Genomic DNA, 23,464 nt, shown 5'->3' on the forward strand with positions numbered 1-23,464 from the left:
AGATGCCGCGGTTCAGCGTCTCTGGAGGCGGCGGACGCGGCGCTCGGCTTTTTTCGAGGAGGCCGGCTCGGGCAGGAGCATCTCCCCGGGCCGGGTGACATCGAGCGGGGGAATGTCGCCCTGCGCGGCGGGGTGCTGGCTGTTGCGTTCGAGGAAGCGTTGCGAGGCGTCCGCGGTTTCGCCCGGGGCGATTTGTATCATGGGGCGGATGACGACGATGAGCTCGCTGCGGGCGCGGCCCTTGACGCGTTGCTTGAAGGCGTTGCCGAGGAGCGGAATGCTGCGCAACAGGGGCACGCCTTCCTCGTTGTCGGTGAGTTCCTCGCGAATGAGGCCGCCGATCACCACGGGTTCGTTGTCCTTGGCGACGACAGTGGTGGTGATGGTGCGCTGTTCGACCGGCGTGGATTCGAAGTAGTCCCCCGAGTTGCCGCCGTAGGTGATTCGCTGGGTGGAGCCCCCTTGGGAATTTTCGTGGAGGATGCGCAGGGTGATGGTGCGGTCGGGATGGATTTTCGGGGTGATGAGCAGGGTGTCGCCGAGATTGCGCCGCGAGGTTTGGGGATCGACCGAGAGGCTGCCGGTGGAGATGCCGTTCACCACCGTCCTGGAGTCCGACACCGTGACGGACTCCAGGATGGTGGTCTCCTGGCCGATGAAGATGCGGGAGGCCTCGTTGTCGCGGACGAGGAGCGTGGGGGTGGCGAGCGCGGTGAGGCGGCCGTCCTTGGCGTAGAGTTTCAGCCGGGCCGAGAAATCCGCGCCGACGTAGGAGGCGAGGACGTTGGCCGGGGAGAGCGAAACTTGCTCGGCCCCGAAGGCTGAGGCGAAGTTGCTCCGGTTGTAGCTCCAGTCCACGCCCTGCTCGTAGTTGTCGGACAGGGAAAGCTCGAGGACGCGGACCTCGAGGAGCACCTGCGGCGCGACGACATCGAGTTTTTTGATGACCGCCTTGATCTCGTCCACCGCGACGCGGTCATGCGAGCGCACGAGGAGGGAGTTCGTGTCGGCGAAGGCGGAGAGATAAACGAGGCCGGAGGCGCCGGTGATTTCGCGCATGCTGGCGCCGCCGGCGATTTGCTCGGCGGTGGCGAGGGCGAGGAAATTCTGGCGCTGCTGGTTTTCGATTTCCATCGACTTGGTGATCTGCTGGTCGGCCTGGGCAAAATTGGTGCTGGCGGAGCGGGTGTTCCCCGAGCGGAGGCCGCCGCTGCTGCTGCGGGAGGTGGTGTTGCCGTAGCGGCTCGATCTCCGGTAGCCGCCACTGTTGCTGCTGGTGTAGGAGGAAGAGGAACCGGCGGCGGAGGTGGCGCCGTCCGTGCCGAACTGGGCGCGGTCGAGGAGGAGATCCATGCGGTCCATCGCGTCCTCCATGCGCTCGTAGGATGAGTTGCTGGCGGAGGATTCGAGCCAGATGACGCGATCGGCGTAGAGCTGGCTCAGGGCAAGGCCCAGGTCGTTGACGGAGGGATACAGGACGGGAATGACCTCGACATACTCGTCTTTGTAGAGAGCGAGGCCGTCGCGGTATTCGTCGGCGGTGATGAGCTCGATGATGTCGGTGCCCGATTTTTTATACCAGAGGCCGTGCATGCGGCAGACGACCTTGATGCATTCCTCGAAGGGGACGTTTTCGAAAAAGGCGGAGCAGGGAAGCTGGCCGGCGGCGCGGCTGGCGACGACGGTGCGCCCGGAGGCCTGCGTCAGCATGCGGGCGAGATGGCTGACGGGAATCTCGTCGGCCATGAGGAAATCGATGACGGTGGCGTCGAGGTCATCCTGCTGTCCGGCGATTTCCGCCCGCGCGGCGGCGGCCCGGGCGAGGAGCGGGATGGCGGGCGGCGGCGGAGCGGTCCGGGCGAAGGAGGGAAGGAGGCCGGCGACGAGGGCGGCGACGATGGAAAGACGGACGGGCGCGTGCATGGTGTTTAGCGGATGACGATAAGTTCGTCTGGCCTGCGGCTCTGGCTGACGGTGACGGTGTGGCGGGAGATTTCCTCGACGGTGAAGGTGACGGGGGCATCGGCGGGCGCGGGAGAAACGGGGGCCGCGGCCCCCGTATTCGCGGGGCGGGCGGGGGAGGCGCCGGCGCGGCGCGGGCTGCGGGTGGAGACGTTGCCGTCGAGGCTGAACTGCTCGCCTTCGTGGAGGTGGAAAAGATTGGGGTAGCCCGGGATTTCGAGCACGGCGACGGCTTCGCCGCCGGCCAGCCGGAGAGTGCTTTTCACCCGGATCCCCGGCGGCAGATAATTGCCGCGCACGGGAACCTGCCCGCGCACGGCGGGCGGCGCGGGCGCGCCGCCCGCGTAGAAGAAAGGGTCGCGCAAGGCGCGGGGCTGGTCCGGATTTCGCGAAGTGGCCGCGGGCGTGGCAGTTTCTCCCTTCAATGGGGCAAACGGAGAGACCACGCATGACACCGCCAAGGCCAGGCATATGATACAGCGGTTTATAATATTCATGAGATTATATTGTTTGAAGCCGGTGCTGGAGGAGGGCGCGGCCCGCTCCATCCTTGTTAAATTATATGGATGCATGATTACATTCCTCCCTTGGATACGCTCATCACCGCCTGAAAGATTGAGAAATAAACATAGCCCACGAGGCTTCCCACCATCAGGATCATCACCGGCTCGATCATGGCGGACATGAATTTCACCTTCGCCGCCAGCTCCCTCTGGTAATACTGCCCCATGTCGTGCATCACCGTGTCCAGTTGACCACTCTTTTCGCCCACGGCGGCCATGTGCCGCATCATCGGGGGAAAGTGCGGCTGCTCGAACGACCTGGACAGGGCGCGCCCCACCAGAAGGCCTTCCGCCGCCTTTTCGAAACTGTCCCTGACGGCCAGATTCCCCATGGCCTGCCCGTTGATGCGCAGCGATTCTAGGGCGGGAAGGCCGCTGCGCAAGAGCAGGGACAGGCTCCATCCGGCCTGCGCCATGGCGCTGAACTGGATGGCGATCCCCGCAAGGGGCAGGGCGAGAATGATGCGGTCCAGAATCCTTTTCCCGGCCCGGGTGGTGTAGGCGGCGAGGAGCAGGAAGACCGCCACCCCCAGAACCGGCCCGAGCACCTTGCCCCAGTGCAGCAGCCAGCCCGCGACATCCAGCAAGACCTGGGTTGACCGGGGCAGCGTCGCGTTGCGCGCGGCCAGAAAAACCGCGAAACGCGGGATGACCCACACCACCAGGCCCGTCACGACGCCGATGGCGGCGAGCAGCACGATCATGGGGTAAAACAGGGCGCTCAGCAACTGGCGCTTCAGCTCCTTGTGCCTTTCGAGGTGGTCGGCCAGGTGCTCGAGGATGGCATCCAGATTTCCGCTCCGTTCCCCGATGGCGACCAGGCTGACCGCCAGCGGCGAGAACAGCCCCTTTTCCGCGGCCATGCTGGCGGACAGGCTGGTCCCGGACCGGATCGCCGCGCCCATCCGGTCGATGGTCCGGATCAGGCGCGGCTTGGCTTGCATCTCGCGAGCCGCGTTCAACGCCTGCGCCAGCGTGTAGCCGGCCCGCAGCATCAGTGTGAGCTGTCGATAAAACACGATCAGGTCCCCCGCCATCACCGGCACGAAACGGCGGGGATGCATCAGGCCGAGGACATGCCGCGCCCGCGACAGGAAACTCCCCTCGCGCCCGCCGGCCTCCCCCTCCCGGATTTCCAATACGAAGATGGATTGCCCCCGCAGGCTGCGCACGGCTGCCTTCTCGCTTTCGGCCTCGATCCGGCCCTTCAGCGACTTGCCGTGTGAGTCCAGCCCAATGTAGGAATACCGGGCCATCTTAATCGCCTCCCTCCGGTCTGAAATGAAGGATGTCGGAAAGGGCCACGTCGCCATCGAGCACCTTCTGGCTGCAATCCTGCCACAGGCTGGTGAAGTCGGAGGCCAGCCGGCGTATTTCCCTTTCCCCGGCTCCTTCCGCAATCGCCAGCCGCAGGTCCTGGTTTATCCAAAGGGCCTCGAAAAAGCCGATGCGGCCGAGGAATCCCGTGCCCAGGCAAAAGGAGCAGCCCGCCGGCTCGAAGATTTCCGCGCCGCTGTCTTCCGGCAGATTCAGGGCCCGCAATTCTTCGGGTTTGCAGGGGCGCTTTCGCCGGCAATGGGGGCAGAGCCGCCGGGCCAGCCGCTGGGCCAGGACGCCGATCAGCGTCGAGCCGATGAGGTAGCGTTCCACGCCGATGTCCGCCAGACGGGTCACCGCGCCCACCGAATCGTTGGTGTGGAGGGTGGACATGACCAGATGGCCGGTCATGGCCGCGCGCAGCCCGATCTCCGCCGTCTCCCGGTCCCGGACCTCGCCCACCAGAATCACATCCGGGTCGTGGCGCAAAAACGAACGCAGCGCCTGGGCAAAACCCACCTTGCCGCTGACCTGGACCTGGGTGATCCCCGCCAGGGTCTGCTCGACCGGGTCCTCCACGGTCAGCACGTTCAGTTCATTGATCGGGAGTTCGCGCATGGCGGCATAAAGGGTGGTGGACTTGCCGCTGCCCGTGGGGCCGGTGACCAGAATCATGCCGTGGGGCAGGCCGATGGCCCGGCGGAACCGTTCGAGCATCTGCCCCGACATGCCCAGTTGTCCGAGCGACAATTGTCCGGTCTCCTGCCCGAGGATGCGCAGGGTGCACCGCTCGCCCCAGCGGGTGGGGATGGTGGCCACGCGGATGTCGGTTTCCGGCGTGTTCCAGTTCGTGACGGCGTATTTCATGGCGCCGTCCTGGGCCATGCGCTGCTCGGCGATGTCCAGGTTCGCCAGCACCTTGACCCGGTTGACCAAGGCCTCCTCGTCCGCCGCACTTAATGTGGAAGGGTATTCCTGCAAGTGCCCGTCCACCCGCAGCCGGATCCGCATGCCATCCTCCTGGGGCTCGAAATGGACGTCCGAGGCCCGGCGCAGCCAGGCCTCCTTCATGATATCGTCCAGCAGCCGGACCGGATCGTGCGGCTCGGCGCCCTCCATTATCGGGACCGGCTCCTGTGCGGTCGATGGATCGGCCTTGCGACTGTCCGCGACGGCCTTTTTCAGGGTCTCGGGATCGGTCAGCGCCAGTTGAAAGGTCATCCCGGTGGCGCGCTCCACGCGTTCGAGGCTCAACCGGTCGTCGGGATCGGCCATGGCCAGCAACCGCGAGCCGTCCCTGGCCCGCACCGGCAGCATGAGCCGCGTTTGCCAGACCCGGCGCGGGACTGCCGCCAGGACCTCGCTGTCGGCCTTCAGTTCGTCCAGTTGGAGAAAGGGGAGCCGCCGGATATCCGCCAGCGCGCGGTAAAGCGCCGCCTCGGGAAACCGCCCGGCGCGAGTCACCGCCTCCACCAGGCTCAACCGTTCCCGCTTGGCCTCCAGCCGCAGCTTCGGGACCGCTTCCGCCGCCAGCAGGCCGACATGCACGCCCGCGTCGATCAGGGTGTTTTCATTTGCCGCCATGCTTGGTCCTCCCTCCCTGGGTGTCTCCATCCACCAGCCGGCCGAGGCCTTCCCAGTCGTTGCAGTACCGGGTGGCGGTTTCCCGGGTGATCTTCTTGTTTTTGACCAGCTGGGCCAGATACTGGTCCATGGTCCACATGCCGTTTCCCGCCCCGGATTCCATCAGGGAATTGAGCTGCTCGGTTTTGGAGGTCCGGATCATGTGGGCCGCTGCCGGAGTGATCTTCAGCAGTTCGACCGCGGGCACGCGGCCCTGGCCGTTCACCCCGAGCACCAGCCGCTGGGCGACGACCGCGCGAAGCACCATGGAAAACCGGTGCCGGGCCACCGCCTGCTCCTCCCCGGAAAAGGCGCCGATGAAGCGTTCCACCGCGCCCACCGCGGCCCCGGTGTGCAGGGTGGAGAAAACCAGATGCCCCGTCTCGGCCGCGATGATGGAGGCCTGCATGGTCTCCCGGTCCCGCATCTCCCCGACCATGATGACATCCGGATCCTCGCGCAGGCCCGCCCGCACGGCCTCGGCAAAGCTGGGCACGTCCGTGTGCACCTCGCGATGATGGACCAGGCTCCGGTGGTTGCGATGCACGAACTCCACCGGGTCCTCCACCGTCAGGATGTGGCAGTCCCGGTTGCGGTTGATCTCGTCCAGCAACACCGCCAAGGTCGTGGATTTTCCGCTGCCCGTGACGCCGGTCACCAGCACCAGCCCGGATTGGAGGCGGGCCAGTTCCCCCAATTCGGCCGGCAGCCCCAGTTCTTGCAGGGACAGGATGCTCTGGTCCAGATGCCGGACGGCGATGGCCGGCTGCCCCATCTCCCGGTAGCAGTTCACCCGGAACCGCTGGCCGTTCGCGGACGAATGCCCCAGATCGACGGTCCACCGCGAGCCGAATTCCTCCTGCTGCCGCGGCGTCATGATGCAGGCGGCCATGGCGCCGACGGTCTCCGCCCGGAGGATTTCCGCCCCATGCGCGCGGAGTTGCCCGTCGATGCGGAAGCGCACCGGCTCGTCGCTGGACAAGTGCATGTCGGAGGCGCCCAGTTGGATGCAGGTGCCCAGCAGGTTTTCGAATTGGTCTTTAACGGCCGCGCGGGTCATATCACAGGGTCATCAGCAGTTGCACGTGGAGTTCGCCGGCGGAGGTGTCGCCCTGCGCCGATCCCCGTTCGTTCTTGGGATCCTTGGTGTAAAGTTTCAGGTTCACGACGCAGACATGGAAGGGGAGCGTCTCCAGTTCGTTGAGAAAATTGAACAGCGCCCCAAACCGGGCCTTGGCCGTGACATCGATCAAGGGACGCCCCAGCGCCCGGTCCACGGGGGCGTTTGCGGTCGTCGCCTTGCCTTCGAGGGAGACTCCTCTTCGCGAAATGGACACCAAGTCCACGCCGGTCCGCTCGGCCAGGGTGGAGAGGTCCAGCATCAATTTCTGCTGCACCTCGTCGGAATCCACCGGGGCAAACCGCGCATCCAGCTTTCCGAAAGCCTCCGACACCTCCTTCAATTGCTCCTCCACCTGTCCGATCCGGTTCTCCATGGTCCGCAGATTGGGGCCGCCGCCGGCTATCTTATCCAGACTGGCCCGTTTTTCGATGCGGTCCTTGCGGCGGCTCAGCATCTTCTCCGCTTCGAAAAGCCGGCCGCTGCTGCCAACGTAGAAGGGGGCGTACACCGCCACCAATCCGAACAGGATCAGGATTTGGACCCGGAGCCGGTCGCCGGGCGACATTTTCCGCCATTTCTCAAGCATCTTTGCCTCCCCCCGGCGCATCTGTCTTTACCAGCCGGACTTTGAGGATGAAACCCTCGATGCCGGACCGTCCCTTGCCGCGGGACAGCCGGATGTCCCCCACTTTGTAATTCCAGGGAGCCAGCTTCTCGTTGAGCAAATTGCCGAAGCGCTGTCCTTCGGTATCCCTGAGCGCCCAGCCTTCCAGGGAGAAGCCCGAGCCGTCGTTGTTTTCCACCAGCAGATCCATCATCACCTCACCGGGGATGGCTTCGCTGATGGCCTCCAGCAGCCCCGGCACCAGCTTCTGGCGGCGGAGGATGACGTTGTTGAGAACCTCCATGCGCCGTTTTTTTTCCATGAGCTCATGCTCCTTTTCGGCAAACACCTTCTCCAGATGCTTGATCTCGGTCTGCGTTTTGACGGCCTCGTTCTTGATCTGCAACTGGCGTTCATACTCGATATCCATCAGCTCCAGCGCCCATTCCTTCCTGCCGGCCTGGACGCGCAGGAAAAGCTCGGTGCCGGCCATGGCGACCAGCACCAGGGCGATGATCGCCCACGGCCAGAATCCCCGGGATTTCCACAGGGGCGGGCGGGGCGGCTGGGCCTCGATTCTGGCCAGCAGGCCCGGACCGCACAATCGCAGGGCATGCCGCGCCACGCCCTCCAGCGAAGCCGACACCGTCGGCGGACATCCCGGAGCCGCGCCGACTCCGGACGCATCCGGCGGAGGAAGCGGAAGAGGGCGGATTTCCGCCTCCCCCAGCGCCTGCTTCAGCGCGCCGATCACCGGGTCAAGTCCCTCCGGCGGCGCTGAAACATACACCACGCGGGTGCCGGGATGAATGCACTTGGCCGCGTCCGCCGCCACCGCGTCCGGCTCCGCCATTCCATGGGGGCAGGACCGGATGGAAATGGAGTCCAGCCGCCCGCCTGCACCCTGAAACAGGCCGAACTGCTCCTGCCGGATATCCACCAGCAGCCGGCCATCCCGCCCCGCAACCACGAGAGGGAAACCCGCCCCGAGTTGCGGATAAATCCAGCCGCAAAATACGCCGTGTTTTTTGAAGGCCTGCACCCATTGGGTGCGCAGACCGTCGCCGATCCCCGCGCAATACCAGGCGAACCGGCCCTCTTCATCCGCGCCCGGCTGCGGGCTCCATCCGATCGCCAACTCGTCGTCCATGGCCGTGAGCGGTTCCTGCATGGCCAGGCACTCCTCGAGTTGTTCCCGGCTGACCAGCTCCCGATACGCGTTGAGCAGCGTTCCGCGATCCCGGGCGGAAGCCGCCGCGGTTTCCAACTCGCGACGCTGCTCCGGCGTCACATGGCTCCGGCCCTGCAACAGGGCGCCCAGCGGCCAGATGTCGTTTTGCCGGACGAAAACCTCCTCGAATTCCCAGCGCACCAGTTCGCGCATCTGGGCCCGAGGCTTGGGGCTTTTGGGGTCTACCGGAAGAAGCAGCAGTTCGCCCGCCGCCGAGGGCGTGATCAGGGCGGCCTTCCCGGGCAGCCGCCTTTTGGTTTGCGCGCGAAGCTGCTCCAGCACCTCGCCCACGGCGGCGGCGAAGTCGGGGGCGGCGGACATCGCCGGCGCGCTGCAAGCCAGAGAGCCGCCGACGCCGCGCCGGGCGACGATGCCGTAAAGACAAAAGCCGGTCGTTTCAAAAACAAGCAGGCTGCCGGGGACGCGGAGTTTGAAGCCGTCCAGCCGGCCGAGCATGCTTTTCCCATGCTTTTGCTTCATCCCTGATTTCGCGACAGGATTGGGTGGCATGGGCGACCCGCCCATGTGCTGAGCGTCCGCACTGGTTTGGGCGTCAAGCCGCACGGGCGGGTCGCCCGTGCCACTCGATCCTCCAATCGCGGAATCCGGGGTCATGGTTCCCGCCCGGCGTCCGCCGATGTTCTGGAATATGCGCAGGATGTTTTTCACAGGTCAGCGAATCTCCAAAACCATGTCCGGCACTCCGCCCCGGGAGTAGAATTTGACCCGTTTGGTGATATACTGCTGCGTTCCCTTCCACTCCTCAGTGGCGACAAGGGCAGCAAGATCGGGTGTGTCACTGTGGCCTCCCCCCGGCTCATGCACCAGCACCAGAAGATGCTCACCCGTGGGAATCGGGACTCTGCCGGTATTTGGAAAGGGCGCCTCAAAATAATCCGAGTTGCCCAGCGAATTAACAAGGACTGCCGCGGTGCGCACGCTCTCCCAATTCGGGCCGTCGCCGTTTGCATCATTTTTATAGACCAGCAACGCCGCGCTCAAGTTGACGCCGCCGAGCTCCAGAATCGCTCCAGTCTTGTTATAAATCCGCACGCTTCTGCCCTGAACATTGACCTGCCAGTCATCGGCCAGGATCGGCGGGCTCATGGGCATGTCCTGTTCATAGGGAGTTCCGGTCAGTTGGCCCTCCTTCCCGTCCAGCCCGTAGCTGTCCACATACCATCGGTCCTGGCTGCGGGTGACGCACCAGCCGTGGTTGTCGGCATCCACATTGTTGCCTTCATTCCCGCTTCCGCCGTCGGGCAGGGTGGGGCAGTCGATGCCCGCGGTCCCGTCGGAACCAAGCTCGGTCCCCCAGCCATCCCTGAACCAGCCGTTGGCCAAGGCGGCCACGTAGGCGCCGCGATGCCCTTTCATCAGCAGATGTTCGGGTTGCTCCAGCTTGGCCTCTCCGGCGCTTCCCTGATTGAATACAGGGGCGGTCAGGCCAAACGCATCATGCGCAACGGCAGGTTCCACGCTGTCGTCAACGATCCGTGTCACCAGTGCCTTGATATTCTCGGGCAGCACGCCGTTATCCACCACGTATCCGCTCAGGATGCCGCGTTCCAAGGCCGCCGCGCCCGTGGGGCCGAGGACCGCGCCGCGGATGGCGTCCAGCCGGTTTCGCGTGTCGTCGTAACGCACCTGGGCGATGTTGTCGCCGACCGTGCTCGTGAGCATCCAGGCCACCGCCGACAGGATGACGATCACCAGCAATAACTCCAAAAGGGTAAAGCCTGCCGCGCGCGAGTGATTGGAAGATGTCTGGCGCATCAACGCACGCCCTCCTCCCGCCCGGCGGGAACGAAGTCCACCACCAGCAACGCGGGCCCTTTTGAATAGCTATAAACATGATAACCGGAAAACCGCGCCTCGGCCCCCTCTGCCAATTCCTCCACGAGTCGCGCCGCCGCCTGTTTTTCAACGTAAACGGGGACGATGCGGCCTTCCTTGGATTCCACGAACATCCTGTGCCCGACCTCAGGCAGCGGCCTGATATCCGCGACCTCCAGGGCGGTGTAGATATAGGTCATTTGCTTCTCCTCGGGCCGCCGTTTCATGCGGGCCGCAAAACTCACGGGCACCGCCATCTTGACCAGTTTCCGGCCCTTGAATTCGCCGACGTCCGCAATTTCCCGTTCGATGAACCGATCCAGTTCAATCGCTTCAAACTCCCGCCCCGCTGCCTTGGCGCCCTCCTTTGCCGACCTCGCGGCCTGATTCTGGTCGGTCACTTCGGATTTTTCTTTCTGGGTGCAAGCTCCCATGGTCGCCACGGCGGCCATGAGTAAGAGCAGAAAAGGTATTTTCGATAAAAAGTTCATATCCGGCCACCCGCACAGCGCGGCGGCATTCGGTCTGAAGCCCGGGAGTCTTGTCGGTTGTTCGTTGGTGTTCTCAATCAATACTTAATTGAATGTCGTCGTCCGTGCCGTATTCACCGTCCGGTCCCATGCTGACGAGCCCCATCCTGACCACCGAGGCATCGGCATCTAGGTCGAGAAAGAGATAGGGCCGTCCCCATTTTTCACGTTTCGTGCCGCCCGGAGTGGCGCTCCAGTCCAAACGGGCATTAGCGGTCCGATGGTCGAAGGGGTCCGCGAGGCCCGGCACATTTGGGATGCGGTTTCCCGCCAAAGGGTCGCCGCTGACATCGCCGAGCGCCGTTCCGTCGTTGATGCCATCGCCGATATCAACAAAACCATCCTCGAAGCCCTTCAAGTAAGGCCCGCGCCAGCCCCGGCCCGATTCGGGGGTCCACGTTTCCAACGGGTGGCCGGTGCCGGCCAGCGGACTCGTCGAGGCCAGCAACTGGTAAAAGTTGGCCGGCGAATAGAACCACCGCTCCCTTTCGGCGGCACTGGCGCTGGTTCCCAGATAAGAGTTCAGGTTTGCGTAGGGAACGCCGTCGCTGTCCGACAAGGCGAAAGGCCCGGTCTTTGGGTAATAGCCGGTGTCGGCCTTGAACTGGCGGATGGCCTTGGCGATTTCCTGCATCTCCACGCGCACCAGCCTGTCGTTGGCATTTTCGCCCACGCCCCGAAACGTGCCGGTGGCGATAAACGCCACCGCCGCCAGCAGCGAGACGACCACCAGCAGTTCGATGAGGCTGAAGCCCTGCTTCTTGCGGCCCAAAGCGGACTTCACTCGACGCAAGCAGCCCTCGCTTTCTCCATGGACTCTTTAAAGTCGGCGCCGTATTTGCGCCGGGCTTTGTTGACCGCGGTCTTCTCGTCCGAGCCCGCGTTCATCAGCTCCGCCATGTAATTATAGGGCTCGGCATCCACGGTCTTGCGCATCTGCCGCGCAAAGCACTCGGCCTGTTCCGCAGGCATGCCCGATTTGACCAGACCGGCTTTCATCTTTTCCTCATTCGGCCCGCCGCATCCTGCTGACAGGAGTGGTAGCGCGAGAAGCAGCAGCAGTCCGGGGACTAGCGGCGAAAACCGCTTGCTTTTGGTTTTCATGGGTTCGTATTCTTTTTTTGATATTTAAGGATCGGAGCCCGGATCATATTGAAAGGTCGCTCCTTCTCTGACCCGGGCCCCTCATTAAGCATCAGGTGTATCGGGCGTGACCAAAATCACTCTCGATACACTTCCAATGCTTAGATCGTGTTACGCGTGCCGTCCCATTCGCCGAGTTCCTCTTCCTTGGTGTCGAGGGCGCCGTCGAGGATGGTGACGAGGTCTATCTGATCGCCGACGACGAAACTAGCCGCTGAGGGCAGCGGGTCATCACCGGAATCAGTGACGTAGCCGACGTTCCAGACCGCGATGAAGCGGTTATATTCGTCGGGCTTGACGTGGCGATAGACGGGCACGGTGGTCATGCCGCCCAGCGAATTGGTGTCGAACAGGGTGGAGGACGGCCCGATGCCGGTCAGCAGATAGACATGCCTTTTGTCGGCGGCATCTTCCTGACCGGTCAGCCGGAGGCTGCCTTCAGTCCAGAAGACACCGCTTCTAGCGGTTCCATCCAATTGCAGCGCAGTGCCGCAACCATTGGCGGCTTCAGGCAGGAATACGTTGCCGGCCACAACATTGTTTGCCCGCGAATTGATCAGGGTCTGGATATGGGCACAGTCCGCGACACCGGCCACGATGCCCTCAGGCTCGGCAGCCGGATCGATGTACATCAGGGCAGTGATACCGCCATCTTTCATGATCGTCTGCACGCCAGAGGGGATGGTGGCGATGGCAGCGTCGGACTCGGGATCAAAACCCAGAAATCCCGGGTTGCTGCCACTCACGGTCAGCAAAGAATCGAACCGCGTCGGCAGTTCGTTTCGTTTGAGCACGCGATAGGTTTGGATCCCCTTGTTCAACTCGTCCATCATCGCCACGTGGGCGGCGGCGGAGGCGCGGGCGTCCGTGTCTTTCAAGGCGATGGCAGCCGTGCCCGCCACTGCGGCGAGGATGGCAACCACCACCAGGAGCTCGAGGAGCGTAAAGCCGCTCCGGCTATTCATTCTTGTTCTATGAACCATTGTTTTCATTGCTTTTTATCTGGTTATTCAATCGTTCGGTTTTCCCAAATGCCAATAGGGATGGCCTTTGTGAACGATTGAGACGGATCACAACCGGCAACTCCAAGGCGGGCAACGAGAAAAATGCGATTGAGATTTATTCGCAATGCTATTATTAAGGCAATAAGCATTCGTAATAGGCCTGAAAATGGTTCGGTTTAGGGAATTCCTGAAAATCTGATTGCAACCGCGAAAGGCGCGAAGGGCGCGAAGAATCAAGAATAACATAAGATTATTATTATAAATTATCTACAATGTCGGTTTTATGGATTTCCTTCGCGCTCTTCGCGTCCTTCGCGGTTAATTTTTGGTTCGTCTCTTTGCGGTCGTTCAAGCCATACCCATTCCCGACGATATCGAAAACAGGCGGGTCATGGATTGCGCATGTTCTCCGGCACCGGGTTCTCCGCGGACGCCGGTGCTTTGCGGGCTCCGCCCTCGGCCTCCTTGAGGGCTTGGTCGATCATTTCGCTGAATTCATCAAACGAGGGGGTGCCGATCTGCATCCGCCCGTTGATGATGAACGTGGGAGTGGAACCGATACCCGCATCCCGGACATCGGAGATGGATGCTTCCAAGTCTTTCGCCAGCCCGAGATCGGCCATGCATTGCCGGAACCGGACCGGATTCAACCCCAGTTCCTCGGCATAGGCCACGGCCTCCTGGGGAGTCGGCTTCTTATCGCCGGAAAAAAGCCGGTCCTGATACGCCCAGAATTTCCCCTGAATGCCGGCGCATCGTGCGGCCAGGGCCAGTTCCCTGGCCCCCGGGTGACTGTCCAGCGGATAGTCCTTGAACACCCATCTGATTTTTCCCTGATACTTCTCCTTGATTTGCCTGACCACACCGTGTCCCTTGCGGCAGGCTGGGCAAAGGTAATCGGAAAGCTCCACCACCGTGACCAGGGCATCGGACGGCCCCAGTGTGTAAGCCCCGTCAATGCGCACTTGGGTCAAGGGCAGGGGAGGGGGCTTCAGAAAAACGTCCACCGGATACTTTTCCCTCAATCGCCGGCAATGCTCCAGGAGCAGCGGATCGCTCTCCCGGTTGTGCAGGTATTCCCTGATTCTGGCCTTGATCTCCTGCTCGGAGCCCTCCCAGGCGCCCCACTTGCGGTAGAGCCCGGCATCGTAGTAGTGGTCGACGACATGCGTGGCCGGCGGGGCAATCTGCCCGCGGATTTCCGCGACCAACGCCTCGAAGTCCACGCCCTTTCCCCGGGCCTCCTGTTCGAGGAGCAGGTCGTTTATTCTGGTCTCCAGCACCGCGTTCTTCATTTCGTGGATTCTCTGGCGCAGCTTGTGGAGCTCCGAGGTAAGTGGCCGCTCCACGTCGGCCACGGTGATTTCCCGGTCTCCCACTCTGGCCAGGACGGACTCGGCGGACTCCGGACGGGCCTGTTTTGGGGGCCGGGCGTCGGAAATCAGGAAACCGCCGAGGACATAAGAAAAGAGGATCACGGCAGCCATCTCCCAGAATCGTCTCCGGTCGAACAGGCAGAGCCACAGGATCGCGACCAGGAGAAAATTCACCGCGCAAAAAACGCAGAAGAATCCGTTTTTTACCATGATCCCGACCAGCACGCCCTCGAAACCGGCCCCCGCCATGACACCCCAAAAAAGCCAGGGCCGATGGCGAAGGTAGAGCAGCCCCAGGAGCGCGTAGTAGATCATGCCCCAAGGCGCGACGGGCAAACCCAGCAGGCGGTAGCGGGCCGTGTCCCTGCATCCGTCGCCCAGCATCCCGCAGAATGTCGCGATCCAGGATACTCTGGACTCGAAGGCCGACAACAAGGCCACGCCGACCCCCGCAAACAGCACGACGCCGATGATCGTGTCGCGCCGGAGGATTTTGGATTTGAGCATGCTGCTTTTCACCTGTGCCTATATTATTGGTGGTTTTATTTTAGACAGAATGGACGGAATTAAATGAAATTAACGGAATGGCTTTTTTTGTTCATTCTGAGAAATTCCGTACATTCTGTCTAAAATAAACCCGCTATTGTTTTGAACAGAAGAGAATAGAGGGAACCAAGAAAACAATAATCATAAAAGGTATTCTTCGCTCCCTTCGTTTTCTTCTGTTCAATAAAAACCAATCATTATTTTTAATAGGATGAACAGGATTTTTAAGAATTATCATGATTAAAATCCAATTCTGTTAATCCTGAAAAATCCTGTAATCATGTCCCAAAAAAACGAACCTTAAAAGTTGCCATAGGATGGATTATCCACCGGTTTGATGGCCATGCACTCGATTTCGATCAGCCAGCCGGGACGGCACACGGGCGCCAATACAAGTGCTTTCGGGACATCCCGATAATTCTCCTGAAAATACTGCCTCACGGACGGGGTGTCCGCGATGTCCCTCAGGTAGATGATCAGGTGGGCCACATCCCGCATGGAGGCGTCCGCGTCGCGCAGCAATGCGATGATATTGTCGATGGCGCGGGCCGCCTGCTTCCTTACGTCGTTCCGGTGGAGGATTTCCCCCTTGTTGTTGATGCTCGCGGTCCCTGATATGAAAACATGCCTTCTGTCCCCGTAATCGACACTGGTCCCCCTTTCAAACGTCACGCCATACTCATGGGTCGGATTCAGGTTTTCGCGCGCCTCCAAAAACCTGATCTGTCCCGGGGCAAGTCCTCCCACCGAGTAGGCGTCGAGCATGACATTTATTCCCGGATTGGCGTGCCGCCCTTCGATTCCCGTGCTCGCGACGAAATGGGTGTCGGCGGTCAGCCCCAGTTCGTCAAAGAATTCCCTTCTGGCGTCCACGACGCCTTGATAATTGAAATCGATGTCTTTCACGAACAGCCATGTCCTGATACAGTCGTTTTTGAATAAAAAGCCGTTCTTTTCCAATTGGCGGTTGTAAGCTCTTAGGATGTTATTCGTCTGGCCCGCGGAATCGGCCACGCCGTTATCCGATAGCAGGCGCGTGCTCCAGAGGTGATGATAATCGCCTCTTCTCACCAGCAGATCGTGATCCGATATCGCCCTTGAATCCTGTGCCTGCCGGTTTTTGTCGTGGATAATATAGGACCAGGCGACAACCTTGGCCGCGGTCAGCGGGGGTTGTTGGACGATTGATACGGCGACCCGGTTGCCCCCTCCCTTTGAGAGCGACCGGATTAAATCCGGCGCTTCCGACTGGTTGGCGTAATCGCTGACAAAATACCTCGAAAAAACCAGCGCATCGCCCGGCATTTCGTTTTCCCGCAGGTATTTGTTTTGCGCCTGGATGATCCGTTCGACCTGGGCGGGGAAGGTTCCCGGCATGTTGGGTGTGGCAAGCAGGTGAATCTCATCCACGCCGTTTTTTGAAAACAACGAAATTTCCAGGTCCACGTCCTCGATTGTCTTGTGAAGATACTCCATTTTTGATTCGGTTTTAATAGCTAAAAAGAGGCGCAAAAGGCACAAGATTGGGTGATTGTTTTTTGTGCTTATTTTCGGTTTTTAATGGTTCTTTATTTTTAGACAGAATGGACAGAATTTATTAAAATAAATGGAATGTATTTTATTTTGTTCATTCTTTTCCATTCTGTTCATCCTGTTAAAAATAATGGTTGGTTTTTATTGAACAGAAGGAAACAAAGGGAGCGAAGAATACTTTTTATGATTATTGTTTTCTTGGTCATCTTTGTTTCCTTCTGTTCAAAATAATGGTTCGGTTTGGTTACAGTGATTTCAGGAATTCGATCAGGGCGGCGCGGTCCTCCTTGGGCATGTTGCGAAACGCCTCGCGGGGCCCGAGGGCTTCTCCGTGGTGCCAGAGAATCGCCTCCTCGAAGTTGCGGGCGCGCATGTCATGCCACATGTCGGTGTGGTCGGCGACGTTTTTCATGAGGCCCCGGGCCCAGAGGGGCGGGGTGCGAAACGTGTCCCGGAATCCGTGGTTCATCGTCCTGATCCCGTGGTTTCTCTCCCGCCGGTCGCGCAGCAGACTTTCCGTGACGGGCTGTATTTCTTCGCGGCTGGGAACGGTGTAGGACTTGCCGGCGACCCGCGCGGGTTTGTGGCAGGACCGGCAATCCGCCTTGCCCATGTCGTGCATCAGCATGTCCGTGTAGGGCCATATCTTCTGTTTGGCATAGCCGGGGATGACGTCGGACTTGCCGGTCACCCATGAGGGTTTGTGGCAGGACGCGCAGTCCGCCTCATGAAACAGCTTCTTCCCGCGCTGGACCATCGGGTCGCCCAGGTTGCGCGCGGCAGGCACGGCCAGGCCGGTAAACCAGACCGTCAGTTTTTCCATGTCCTCCCGGGTCATTTCCGTCGGCTGCCGCCCGGTAAGCGCACTGGTGTCAAGGCCGAGTTCGGCCTGCTTTTCGATCCATTGACGGGAGGCGAACAAATTCGGCCGATCCTCGCGCGTGATATTCGGGACGTTCCAGATGCCGTTGGCGCCGGGACCGTTCCTTAACGTGGCCCGGGTATTGTGCCACGTGAACTTGCCGAGATGCTTTTTGCCGTCGAATTCCTCGGTGACCCACTCGCCGGGCCGCCCTTTGACCGGTCCCGGGGTCACCTGCTGCCGCTCGTATTCCGCGATGATATCCTGATCGGGAATCGCATCGAGCAGGCCAGTCCCGAAAAGCCCGATGGTGCCCTCGATACTGACCTTGTAATCATCGGGCAGGGGCAGCAGAGGATCGATGATGTCGGCCTCGGGATAAATTAGGGTTCCCTCGTAGGGCGTCCCTTGGTTGTAGGGTGTGCCGTCAGGATAGGTGTTGCCGTATTCATCGACAAATTTGCGCCATTTGATATCCACCCCCTTGGCCAGCGGTTTATAGGGCGGCGTGGCCCGGGTCTGGAGCATGAACAGATAGCCGTCCACAAGCTTTCCATCGGGCGTATGGACATAAGCTGTATATCCGCCGCCAAACTGCTGGTTATACCGCTCCACGCGCCGGGAACGCCCGTAGTTGGGATGGCAGTTCCGGCAGGAGTTGTTTACATAAACCGGTCCCAGCCCGCCGAAGGGCGCCCGGGGATCGACGACAAAATCCGCGTCGAAGAAGGCCTCTCCTTCGGCAAATTGTCTTGCCAGCTTGGGATCGGCCTCGACGGCGGGCGAGGGCAACTCCAGGCATCGGGAGGTCGTATTGAATACCGTGCCTTGACGGCCGCCCGCAAAGTATTCCTCCGGGATTCCCGGCGGGACGGCGGACACGGTGACATGGGCGCGGAGCGGAGAACCCAGGCGGAATGAAGTCATCAACACCACACAGCAAAACCAGGCCATGCGCTTTGTTGAAATCGACGAGGGAGGGTTCATGGCTGTCTTTTATTAAGAGCGTCTATCAAAAAGAAAATTGAGGAAGTCTGTTTTGACACAGAGGCCACAGAGCGCGACCCACAGAGGTCGCGGAGGCGAAATCAGAAAAGAATTTTTCCCTCTCTGTGTTCTCCGTGTCAGCGTTCTGTGGCCTCTGTGTTAAAATAGACTTCATTTGCCTCTTCGCGTTTTTGCGTTGGTGATTTTGTTAGTCGCCCTAAATATCGGGACCCGCGCATTTGTATTCATTCATGCCTGGCTTTTCCGTTATTTTATATAAGCCGCATAGGGACGGACGGCGGGGTCGAGAACCACCAGCGGGATCGCCATCGCCACCCGGGCGGTCAGCTTTTCAAGCTCACCCTCCGCCACCCTGACCGCCAATTCCCGTTTTCCCGAGGACTCGCCGTGCAAGTCGCGGATGGCTCCAATCCGGTATGCCGTGTGGGCCAGGGAGATCTTGATGAGCCGGTCAAGCACCTTGTCATGTCCGGCCACCAGTTCGGAAACCGACCGGCCGCGGGAGCCGTTGACGCCGCCGAGGTATGCGTTTTCGACGCTCCGCAACTGGTTCAGCAAATCGGCGCAGGGATCGAGGCTGTCCCAATAGGCAGGGGCGCCAGGCTCGGCCGTCTCGCGCAATTCACCGATCAGCGGCACTATGTCCTCGAGGACGCCAGTGATCTCCTGAAAGACCTCCTGCAGCGGCATGGATATGGATGCATAGCGGCTCGTGGGAGTGCCGGGGTGCTTGAACTCTTCCGCGTATGCGGACCTGTTTTGGATGCCGGCGGCCTGAAGAACCGCCGTTCTGGCGGGGGGAAGCTTCTCCAGCCCGCGCCACGACGCCTCGAAGTCGATGCTGTCTTCAAGCAATGCCTGGGTGACGGCGGTGAGGTAGCTCAATTCCACGGAGCGGATGCCCGCGGCCTCGCGCGGACGTCCATCGCGGAACAAAAAATACATTATAGTATAGAGCCCGCGCAGGCCGGACATTTCTTCTTCCCGCAGATACCGGGAATCGACTGCCAGTTGTCCCGCTTCCATCAGGTCCAGCGCATGTTCGACCAATACTTTGTCAAAGGGCCAAGTGGCGATCCGCTTATGATAATCATGCTGCGCCGCCGGTCCATACAGGTAGGCGACAGCCGTCATCCAAGTCCCATGGGCGGCATGCCAGGCTCGCGCCGCCGCGTCGAGATTCCCGGCGCTGGGATTGGCTTGAAGTTTTTTCGCGGCGACATGGAGTGCCTCGATATTGGCCACGAGAAGATCGAGCGTTTTCAGGACGGTGTTATCCACGTAATCCGACACCACCGCCTTGGCAGCCCTGGCCCTGAGGAAGTCCTGGACGGCGGCATTCCGGGAAACAAGAACGCCTCCGACGCCTATGATTATGATAATGGCCGACAAACTTATGTATAAAAGAAAACGCCGCGACATATCCGCTCCATTTGGGTCTGGTTATTCGATTCGTACGCGAAGTATAAAATCTCCCGGATAGGTCATTCGGAGCCGCCGGGAAGCGCTTGCGCATTGCCTCCATGCACATCCAGTTCGAGCACCAAGGAGGCCTCGACCAGTTGATCCTGCAATTTTTGCAGTTGCTTGTATAATCGCTTCATTTGGGAAAGCTTCTTCGGCAGCTCGGCCTCCAGCCTGAGATCATCGCCTCCCAGGCCGGCGATGGTCTTTTCGATCCTGTTTATTTGATTGGTAATATCGTTGGCCAAGGCCGGGTTTCGGGCTTCAACCAGGCCGTCCTTGGTGGCGACCAGGTTGGCAAGACTGGCATCGCCGCCGCCTGTCACGGCCTGACGAATCCCGTCCAAGGTAGCCTGAAACCCTTCCTTGGCGTTCCCGCTGCGCCAGGCTTCCAGGCTCTCGGGTTTGACTGCCGTCCGTTCAAAGAAACCGCTGGGCATGCCGATGCGGTCCCGCAGCATCCGCTCGATGATATTCAGGAGCTCGGAAACGACCCGGCTCAGGGCGTCGGCGGGGAGGAGAAACGGGTTGCCGTCGCCTGCGGACGTGAATTCGTGGGCAAACCGCTCTTCCCAGTCGAGCTTTGCGCGGGCCGTAAGCCGGGTGATCTCTTCCGTCACATCCCGCAGATGCGCGCCACGGCCCGCGGCGGTGACGGCGGCGGCATCCGCCGGGGTAAACAGCAGATATTCCGCGGCCGCATATCCGCGCTGGTCGGTTTGCTTGAGCAGATAAGCGAGATCCGGGGCATCCACTGCGGCATCCAGCACCACTCCGTTTACCGCCCACCTGCCGATGCGGCGCTCCAGCTTGTCGGCAGGCCCAAACAGAAACGGCGCCGCGCGACGCCACGCCAGATAGGCATCCCGCCACGCGGCGCGTGCCTGCCCCAAGGTTTCGGCAGTCGGATTTTCGCATACCACCCGCACGCTGGCCTCCAAGCGGCCCGCCGTATCCGCGACTTGGGTCCAACTCGGTTGCACGCCTTCGCTCACCAGTGCCGAAAGCACATCCGATTCAGTGGGCAGGGCATGGGAAATTCCGCCCAACAACGTGGACAAGATGCCTGCCAGCAAGAAAATGCCTCTTCCGGCGGCGCTCATGGAAAAATGCCGCCACGCCATTCGGATGCTGTCGTTTTGTTTGAATGCGGTTGGTTGATCTCAGTCATAGCCGCCTTATTATGAAACACGTAGATTGCATCATGAGGTGGCTTACAAGTCTCGATACCAAGACTCAATACCTACTATTTATGTCTTGGCAGTTAGTAGTGCAAGAGGTAGCCGGCAAAAGAAAAGTTTATGGCCCATCCCCGCTTTTTTCTGCCAGACCAAACGGCTGGCTGGGCCGGACACTCAAATCCATCAGCACATGGGCGGGACGCCCATGCCGCGCAACCCAATCTCGAGGCTTTTGGGTTATGGCATTTTAAGCAATGTCGTGGCCGAAGTTATAAATGAAGGGACGACTGCCGTGTCGTCCTTCTGCTTCGAAACGGACGGCACGGAAGCCGTCCCTCTTAATGAAGTCACGGCTACAGTTTTGGTTGAAATGCGCCAAAACACTCCGGCCAACTGGCGTCGATGGCCCGGCGCTCACCATTTCCATTCCACGCCGCCGAAGAGCGACATCGGTTCGCCGGCGAAAAAGCGGGCACGGTCCCCGGAGGCGGGGGGAAGGGCGGAAAAGTTACCTATGCCGGAATTGATGCCGCTGACATAGCGGCGGTCGAAGACATTGCGCAGGTCGAGAAAGAAGCCCGCGCCTTTTTTCGGCGCGTAGCCTGCGCTCAACCCCACGACGGCGTAACCCGGCGCGCGCCGCGTGTTCGCGTAATCGGCCCAGCCGCCGCGCGGCTGCCACGTGAGGGAGACGCCGCCGTGCCAGCCGGACGCGTGGCGGTATTGCAGCGCGGCTTGCAGCAGGTGCGGCGGCATGACGGGCAGGTCCTTGCTCCCCCAGACGGGATCGCCGTCGAAATAAAAATCGCTCCACGTGTGGGCGGCGCGCAGAAGCAGGGAATGGCCGCGCGCGTTCGCGTCCAGGCCGGCGATGCGCAGCAGGTCGATGGACGCGGCCGCCTCGATGCCTTGGTGGATGGTACGGTCGGCGTTGCCGAATTGCGTGGGCGCGCCGACGGCGTCCGTGCACACGAGCAGTTCGTTTCGCAACCATGTTCTATATCCGGTAATCTCATATACCAGCGGGCCGGCCGTGCCGCGCACGCCGGTCTCGGCGGTGATGCCGTGCTGGGCGGAGCGGGGGCGAGGCGCGAGGGTGGTGAGCATGGCATCCCAGGTGAGCGGCTCCCAGTTACGCGTGACGTTGGCGAACCACTGGAAATTTTTCCGCTCGTAGCGCACGCCCAGGCGCGAGAGGAGCGCGGCGGCGCCTTCGCTGTCCGCGCTGCCGGAAAGGGTGTCGAGCAGGTTGTCGTTGATGCGGTTGGCGCGGGCGGCGGAAAGGGCGGTGACGAGCGTGAAGCCGTGCCCGAGCGCGAACTGGTGGTCAAGCCAGACGGTGACGTTTTCGGCCACAAGGCGGTTGCGCGCGGCCATCGGGCCGGGGGTGCCGGGGGAGCCGGCGCCGAAGAGATTGGGGTGCGTGTGCTGGTCGCGCCGCCCGAGTTGCGCGCGCAGGCCGAGCGTGAGGGTGCTTGGCCGCGAGAGGATTTCGCCGCGCAAGGTCCACGAGGCGTCCGCGCCGCCGTCGGTGTTGTTGGCAAAAGTGATGTTCGGGCCCTGTATAAACCCGTAGGTCACATAGGCGAGGTGCGCGCCGATGCTGAGCGTGCTGTTATTCGCGAACTGGCGTGTGAGGCGGTCGCCGATGCGGTATTGTTTGGTGTCGCGCCCGGTCTGGGTGAGCTTGGTGAAGGCGTTCGCGGCGGTGCTGCCGGCGGCGATTTCCTCGAGCGTCTGCACGCCGGTGATTTCGACGCGGCTGCGCATGGCCGAGAGGTAAACGCGGTTCGTCCAGCCGTTGGCGAAACGCCAGCCGAAATTGAGCGCGGCACGCGCGGACTCCTGGTGGTTGTAGTCGCGCCAGCCGTCGAGTGAGAAGCCGGTCAACGTGAAAAAAACGTCGCGCGGGCCGTCCGTCGCGGAGAGCGAAAGCTGCGCGCGGAAATAGTCGTGCGCCCCCGCCTCGACGCGCGCCAGGCGCGGGCCGTCGATGCCGGTGGGCGACACGAGGTTCACCGCGCCGCCGAGGGTCGTGGCGCCGAGCGTGAACGCGTTTCCGCCGCGAAAGATGGCGGCGTGGTCGAGCGCCGCCGGGTCGAGAAATTCCACGAAGTCGAAGCTGCCGTCGCTGAAGTTGACCGGAAAGCCGTCCTGTAAAAACAGGATGCCGCGCCCGCCGCCGGGGTCGCCGCCGCGCTGGATGCTCGCCCCCCGGATGCTCAGGCGCGGGTGGTCGATGCCGCCGAACGCCGTCAGCACGAGCACGCCGGGCTGGAGCTGGAAGAGGTCGGCGGGCGTGTTGAGCCGCCCGATGCGCAACGCCTCGGCATCCACCAACCCCGTGCCGCCGGGCACCGCCGCCAGCGCCTGCGCGGCGCGGAGGATTTCAGGGCGGGAACCCTCCACACGCAATCCCGGCAGTTCTATGGGCGGCTCCTGCGCCGTTGCGGCGCCGGGTAAAAACATGCCTGCGACGCCCAGGGCGAATGCAGAGAGATGCAGGCGGCATCGGTATGAAAAAGCAAGAAGCGGGCGGAGGTGGACGGATGGCATGG

At 61.5% G+C, this 23,464-nt stretch carries 18 protein-coding genes; all 18 read right to left on the bottom strand.

The genetic code is table 11. From position 1 onward, the window contains the following. Positions 1-12: 12 nt before the first annotated feature. Positions 13-1,923: a type II secretion system protein GspD gene (locus OH491_RS02365; RefSeq protein ID WP_068769499.1), complete on the bottom strand. Its 1,911-nt coding sequence runs from the start codon at positions 1,921-1,923 to the stop codon at positions 13-15. Between the two features lie 5 nt (positions 1,924-1,928). Then, a complete protein-coding gene (locus OH491_RS02370) occupies positions 1,929-2,327 on the bottom strand; it encodes a hypothetical protein (RefSeq protein WP_145928652.1) in 399 nt (132 codons plus the stop codon). A gap of 209 nt (positions 2,328-2,536) precedes the next feature. Next, positions 2,537-3,781, bottom strand: a complete 1,245-nt coding sequence (locus OH491_RS02375) for a type II secretion system F family protein (protein WP_068769497.1) — start codon at positions 3,779-3,781, stop codon at positions 2,537-2,539. A gap of 1 nt (position 3,782) precedes the next feature. After that, complete coding sequence (locus OH491_RS02380) at positions 3,783-5,426, bottom strand: GspE/PulE family protein (RefSeq protein ID WP_068769496.1); 1,644 nt, start codon at positions 5,424-5,426, stop codon at positions 3,783-3,785. Next, positions 5,413-6,525: a type IV pilus twitching motility protein PilT gene (locus tag OH491_RS02385; RefSeq protein WP_068769495.1), complete on the bottom strand. Its 1,113-nt coding sequence runs from the start codon at positions 6,523-6,525 to the stop codon at positions 5,413-5,415. Before OH491_RS02385 ends, OH491_RS02380 begins: the two co-directional genes overlap by 14 nt. A 1-nt stretch (position 6,526) precedes the next feature. Next, entirely contained in the window at positions 6,527-7,153 is a 627-nt protein-coding gene (locus tag OH491_RS02390; protein ID WP_145928651.1) for a hypothetical protein, read from the bottom strand. A gap of 13 nt (positions 7,154-7,166) precedes the next feature. After that, positions 7,167-9,092, bottom strand: a complete 1,926-nt coding sequence (locus OH491_RS02395) for a hypothetical protein (RefSeq protein ID WP_145928650.1) — start codon at positions 9,090-9,092, stop codon at positions 7,167-7,169. A gap of 3 nt (positions 9,093-9,095) precedes the next feature. Continuing rightward, a complete protein-coding gene (locus OH491_RS02400) occupies positions 9,096-10,199 on the bottom strand; it encodes a prepilin-type N-terminal cleavage/methylation domain-containing protein (protein ID WP_084441979.1) in 1,104 nt (367 codons plus the stop codon). Next, the gene (locus OH491_RS02405; protein ID WP_145928649.1) at positions 10,199-10,831 is read right to left on the bottom strand and encodes a hypothetical protein; all 633 of its coding nucleotides are present in this window, start codon (positions 10,829-10,831) and stop codon (positions 10,199-10,201) included. Before OH491_RS02405 ends, OH491_RS02400 begins: the two co-directional genes overlap by 1 nt. Continuing rightward, complete coding sequence (locus tag OH491_RS02410) at positions 10,824-11,573, bottom strand: type II secretion system protein (protein WP_334319170.1); 750 nt, start codon at positions 11,571-11,573, stop codon at positions 10,824-10,826. The genes OH491_RS02405 and OH491_RS02410 overlap by 8 nt, the downstream gene beginning before the upstream one ends. After that, the gene (locus OH491_RS02415) at positions 11,570-11,893 is read right to left on the bottom strand and encodes a hypothetical protein (protein ID WP_068769489.1); all 324 of its coding nucleotides are present in this window, start codon (positions 11,891-11,893) and stop codon (positions 11,570-11,572) included. Before OH491_RS02415 ends, OH491_RS02410 begins: the two co-directional genes overlap by 4 nt. A gap of 140 nt (positions 11,894-12,033) precedes the next feature. Next, positions 12,034-12,924: a prepilin-type N-terminal cleavage/methylation domain-containing protein gene (locus OH491_RS02420; RefSeq protein ID WP_084441977.1), complete on the bottom strand. Its 891-nt coding sequence runs from the start codon at positions 12,922-12,924 to the stop codon at positions 12,034-12,036. 401 nt (positions 12,925-13,325) lie between these two features. Then, positions 13,326-14,819 carry a thioredoxin domain-containing protein gene (locus OH491_RS02425; RefSeq protein ID WP_068769487.1) on the bottom strand — a complete coding sequence of 498 codons (1,494 nt, stop codon included), beginning with the start codon at positions 14,817-14,819 and terminating at the stop codon, positions 13,326-13,328. A gap of 339 nt (positions 14,820-15,158) precedes the next feature. Then, on the bottom strand, positions 15,159-16,334 hold the full coding sequence (locus tag OH491_RS02430) for a Rid family hydrolase (protein ID WP_068769486.1): 1,176 nt from the start codon (positions 16,332-16,334) through the stop codon (positions 15,159-15,161). A 301-nt stretch (positions 16,335-16,635) separates the two neighbouring features. Next, complete coding sequence (locus tag OH491_RS02435; protein ID WP_334319169.1) at positions 16,636-18,180, bottom strand: di-heme oxidoredictase family protein; 1,545 nt, start codon at positions 18,178-18,180, stop codon at positions 16,636-16,638. Between the two features lie 327 nt (positions 18,181-18,507). Further along, positions 18,508-19,542: an imelysin family protein gene (locus OH491_RS02440; protein ID WP_334319168.1), complete on the bottom strand. Its 1,035-nt coding sequence runs from the start codon at positions 19,540-19,542 to the stop codon at positions 18,508-18,510. A 203-nt stretch (positions 19,543-19,745) separates the two neighbouring features. Next, positions 19,746-20,828, bottom strand: a complete 1,083-nt coding sequence (locus OH491_RS02445; RefSeq protein WP_334319167.1) for an imelysin family protein — start codon at positions 20,826-20,828, stop codon at positions 19,746-19,748. A 492-nt stretch (positions 20,829-21,320) separates the two neighbouring features. Further along, positions 21,321-23,462 (bottom strand): TonB-dependent receptor family protein, encoded by a 2,142-nt coding sequence (locus OH491_RS02450; RefSeq protein ID WP_084441974.1) that lies wholly within the window; start codon positions 23,460-23,462, stop codon positions 21,321-21,323. Between the last annotated feature and the right edge of the window lie 2 nt (positions 23,463-23,464).

The organism is Termitidicoccus mucosus (genome assembly GCF_038725785.1).
Taxonomy (GTDB): domain Bacteria; phylum Verrucomicrobiota; class Verrucomicrobiia; order Opitutales; family Opitutaceae; genus Termitidicoccus; species Termitidicoccus mucosus.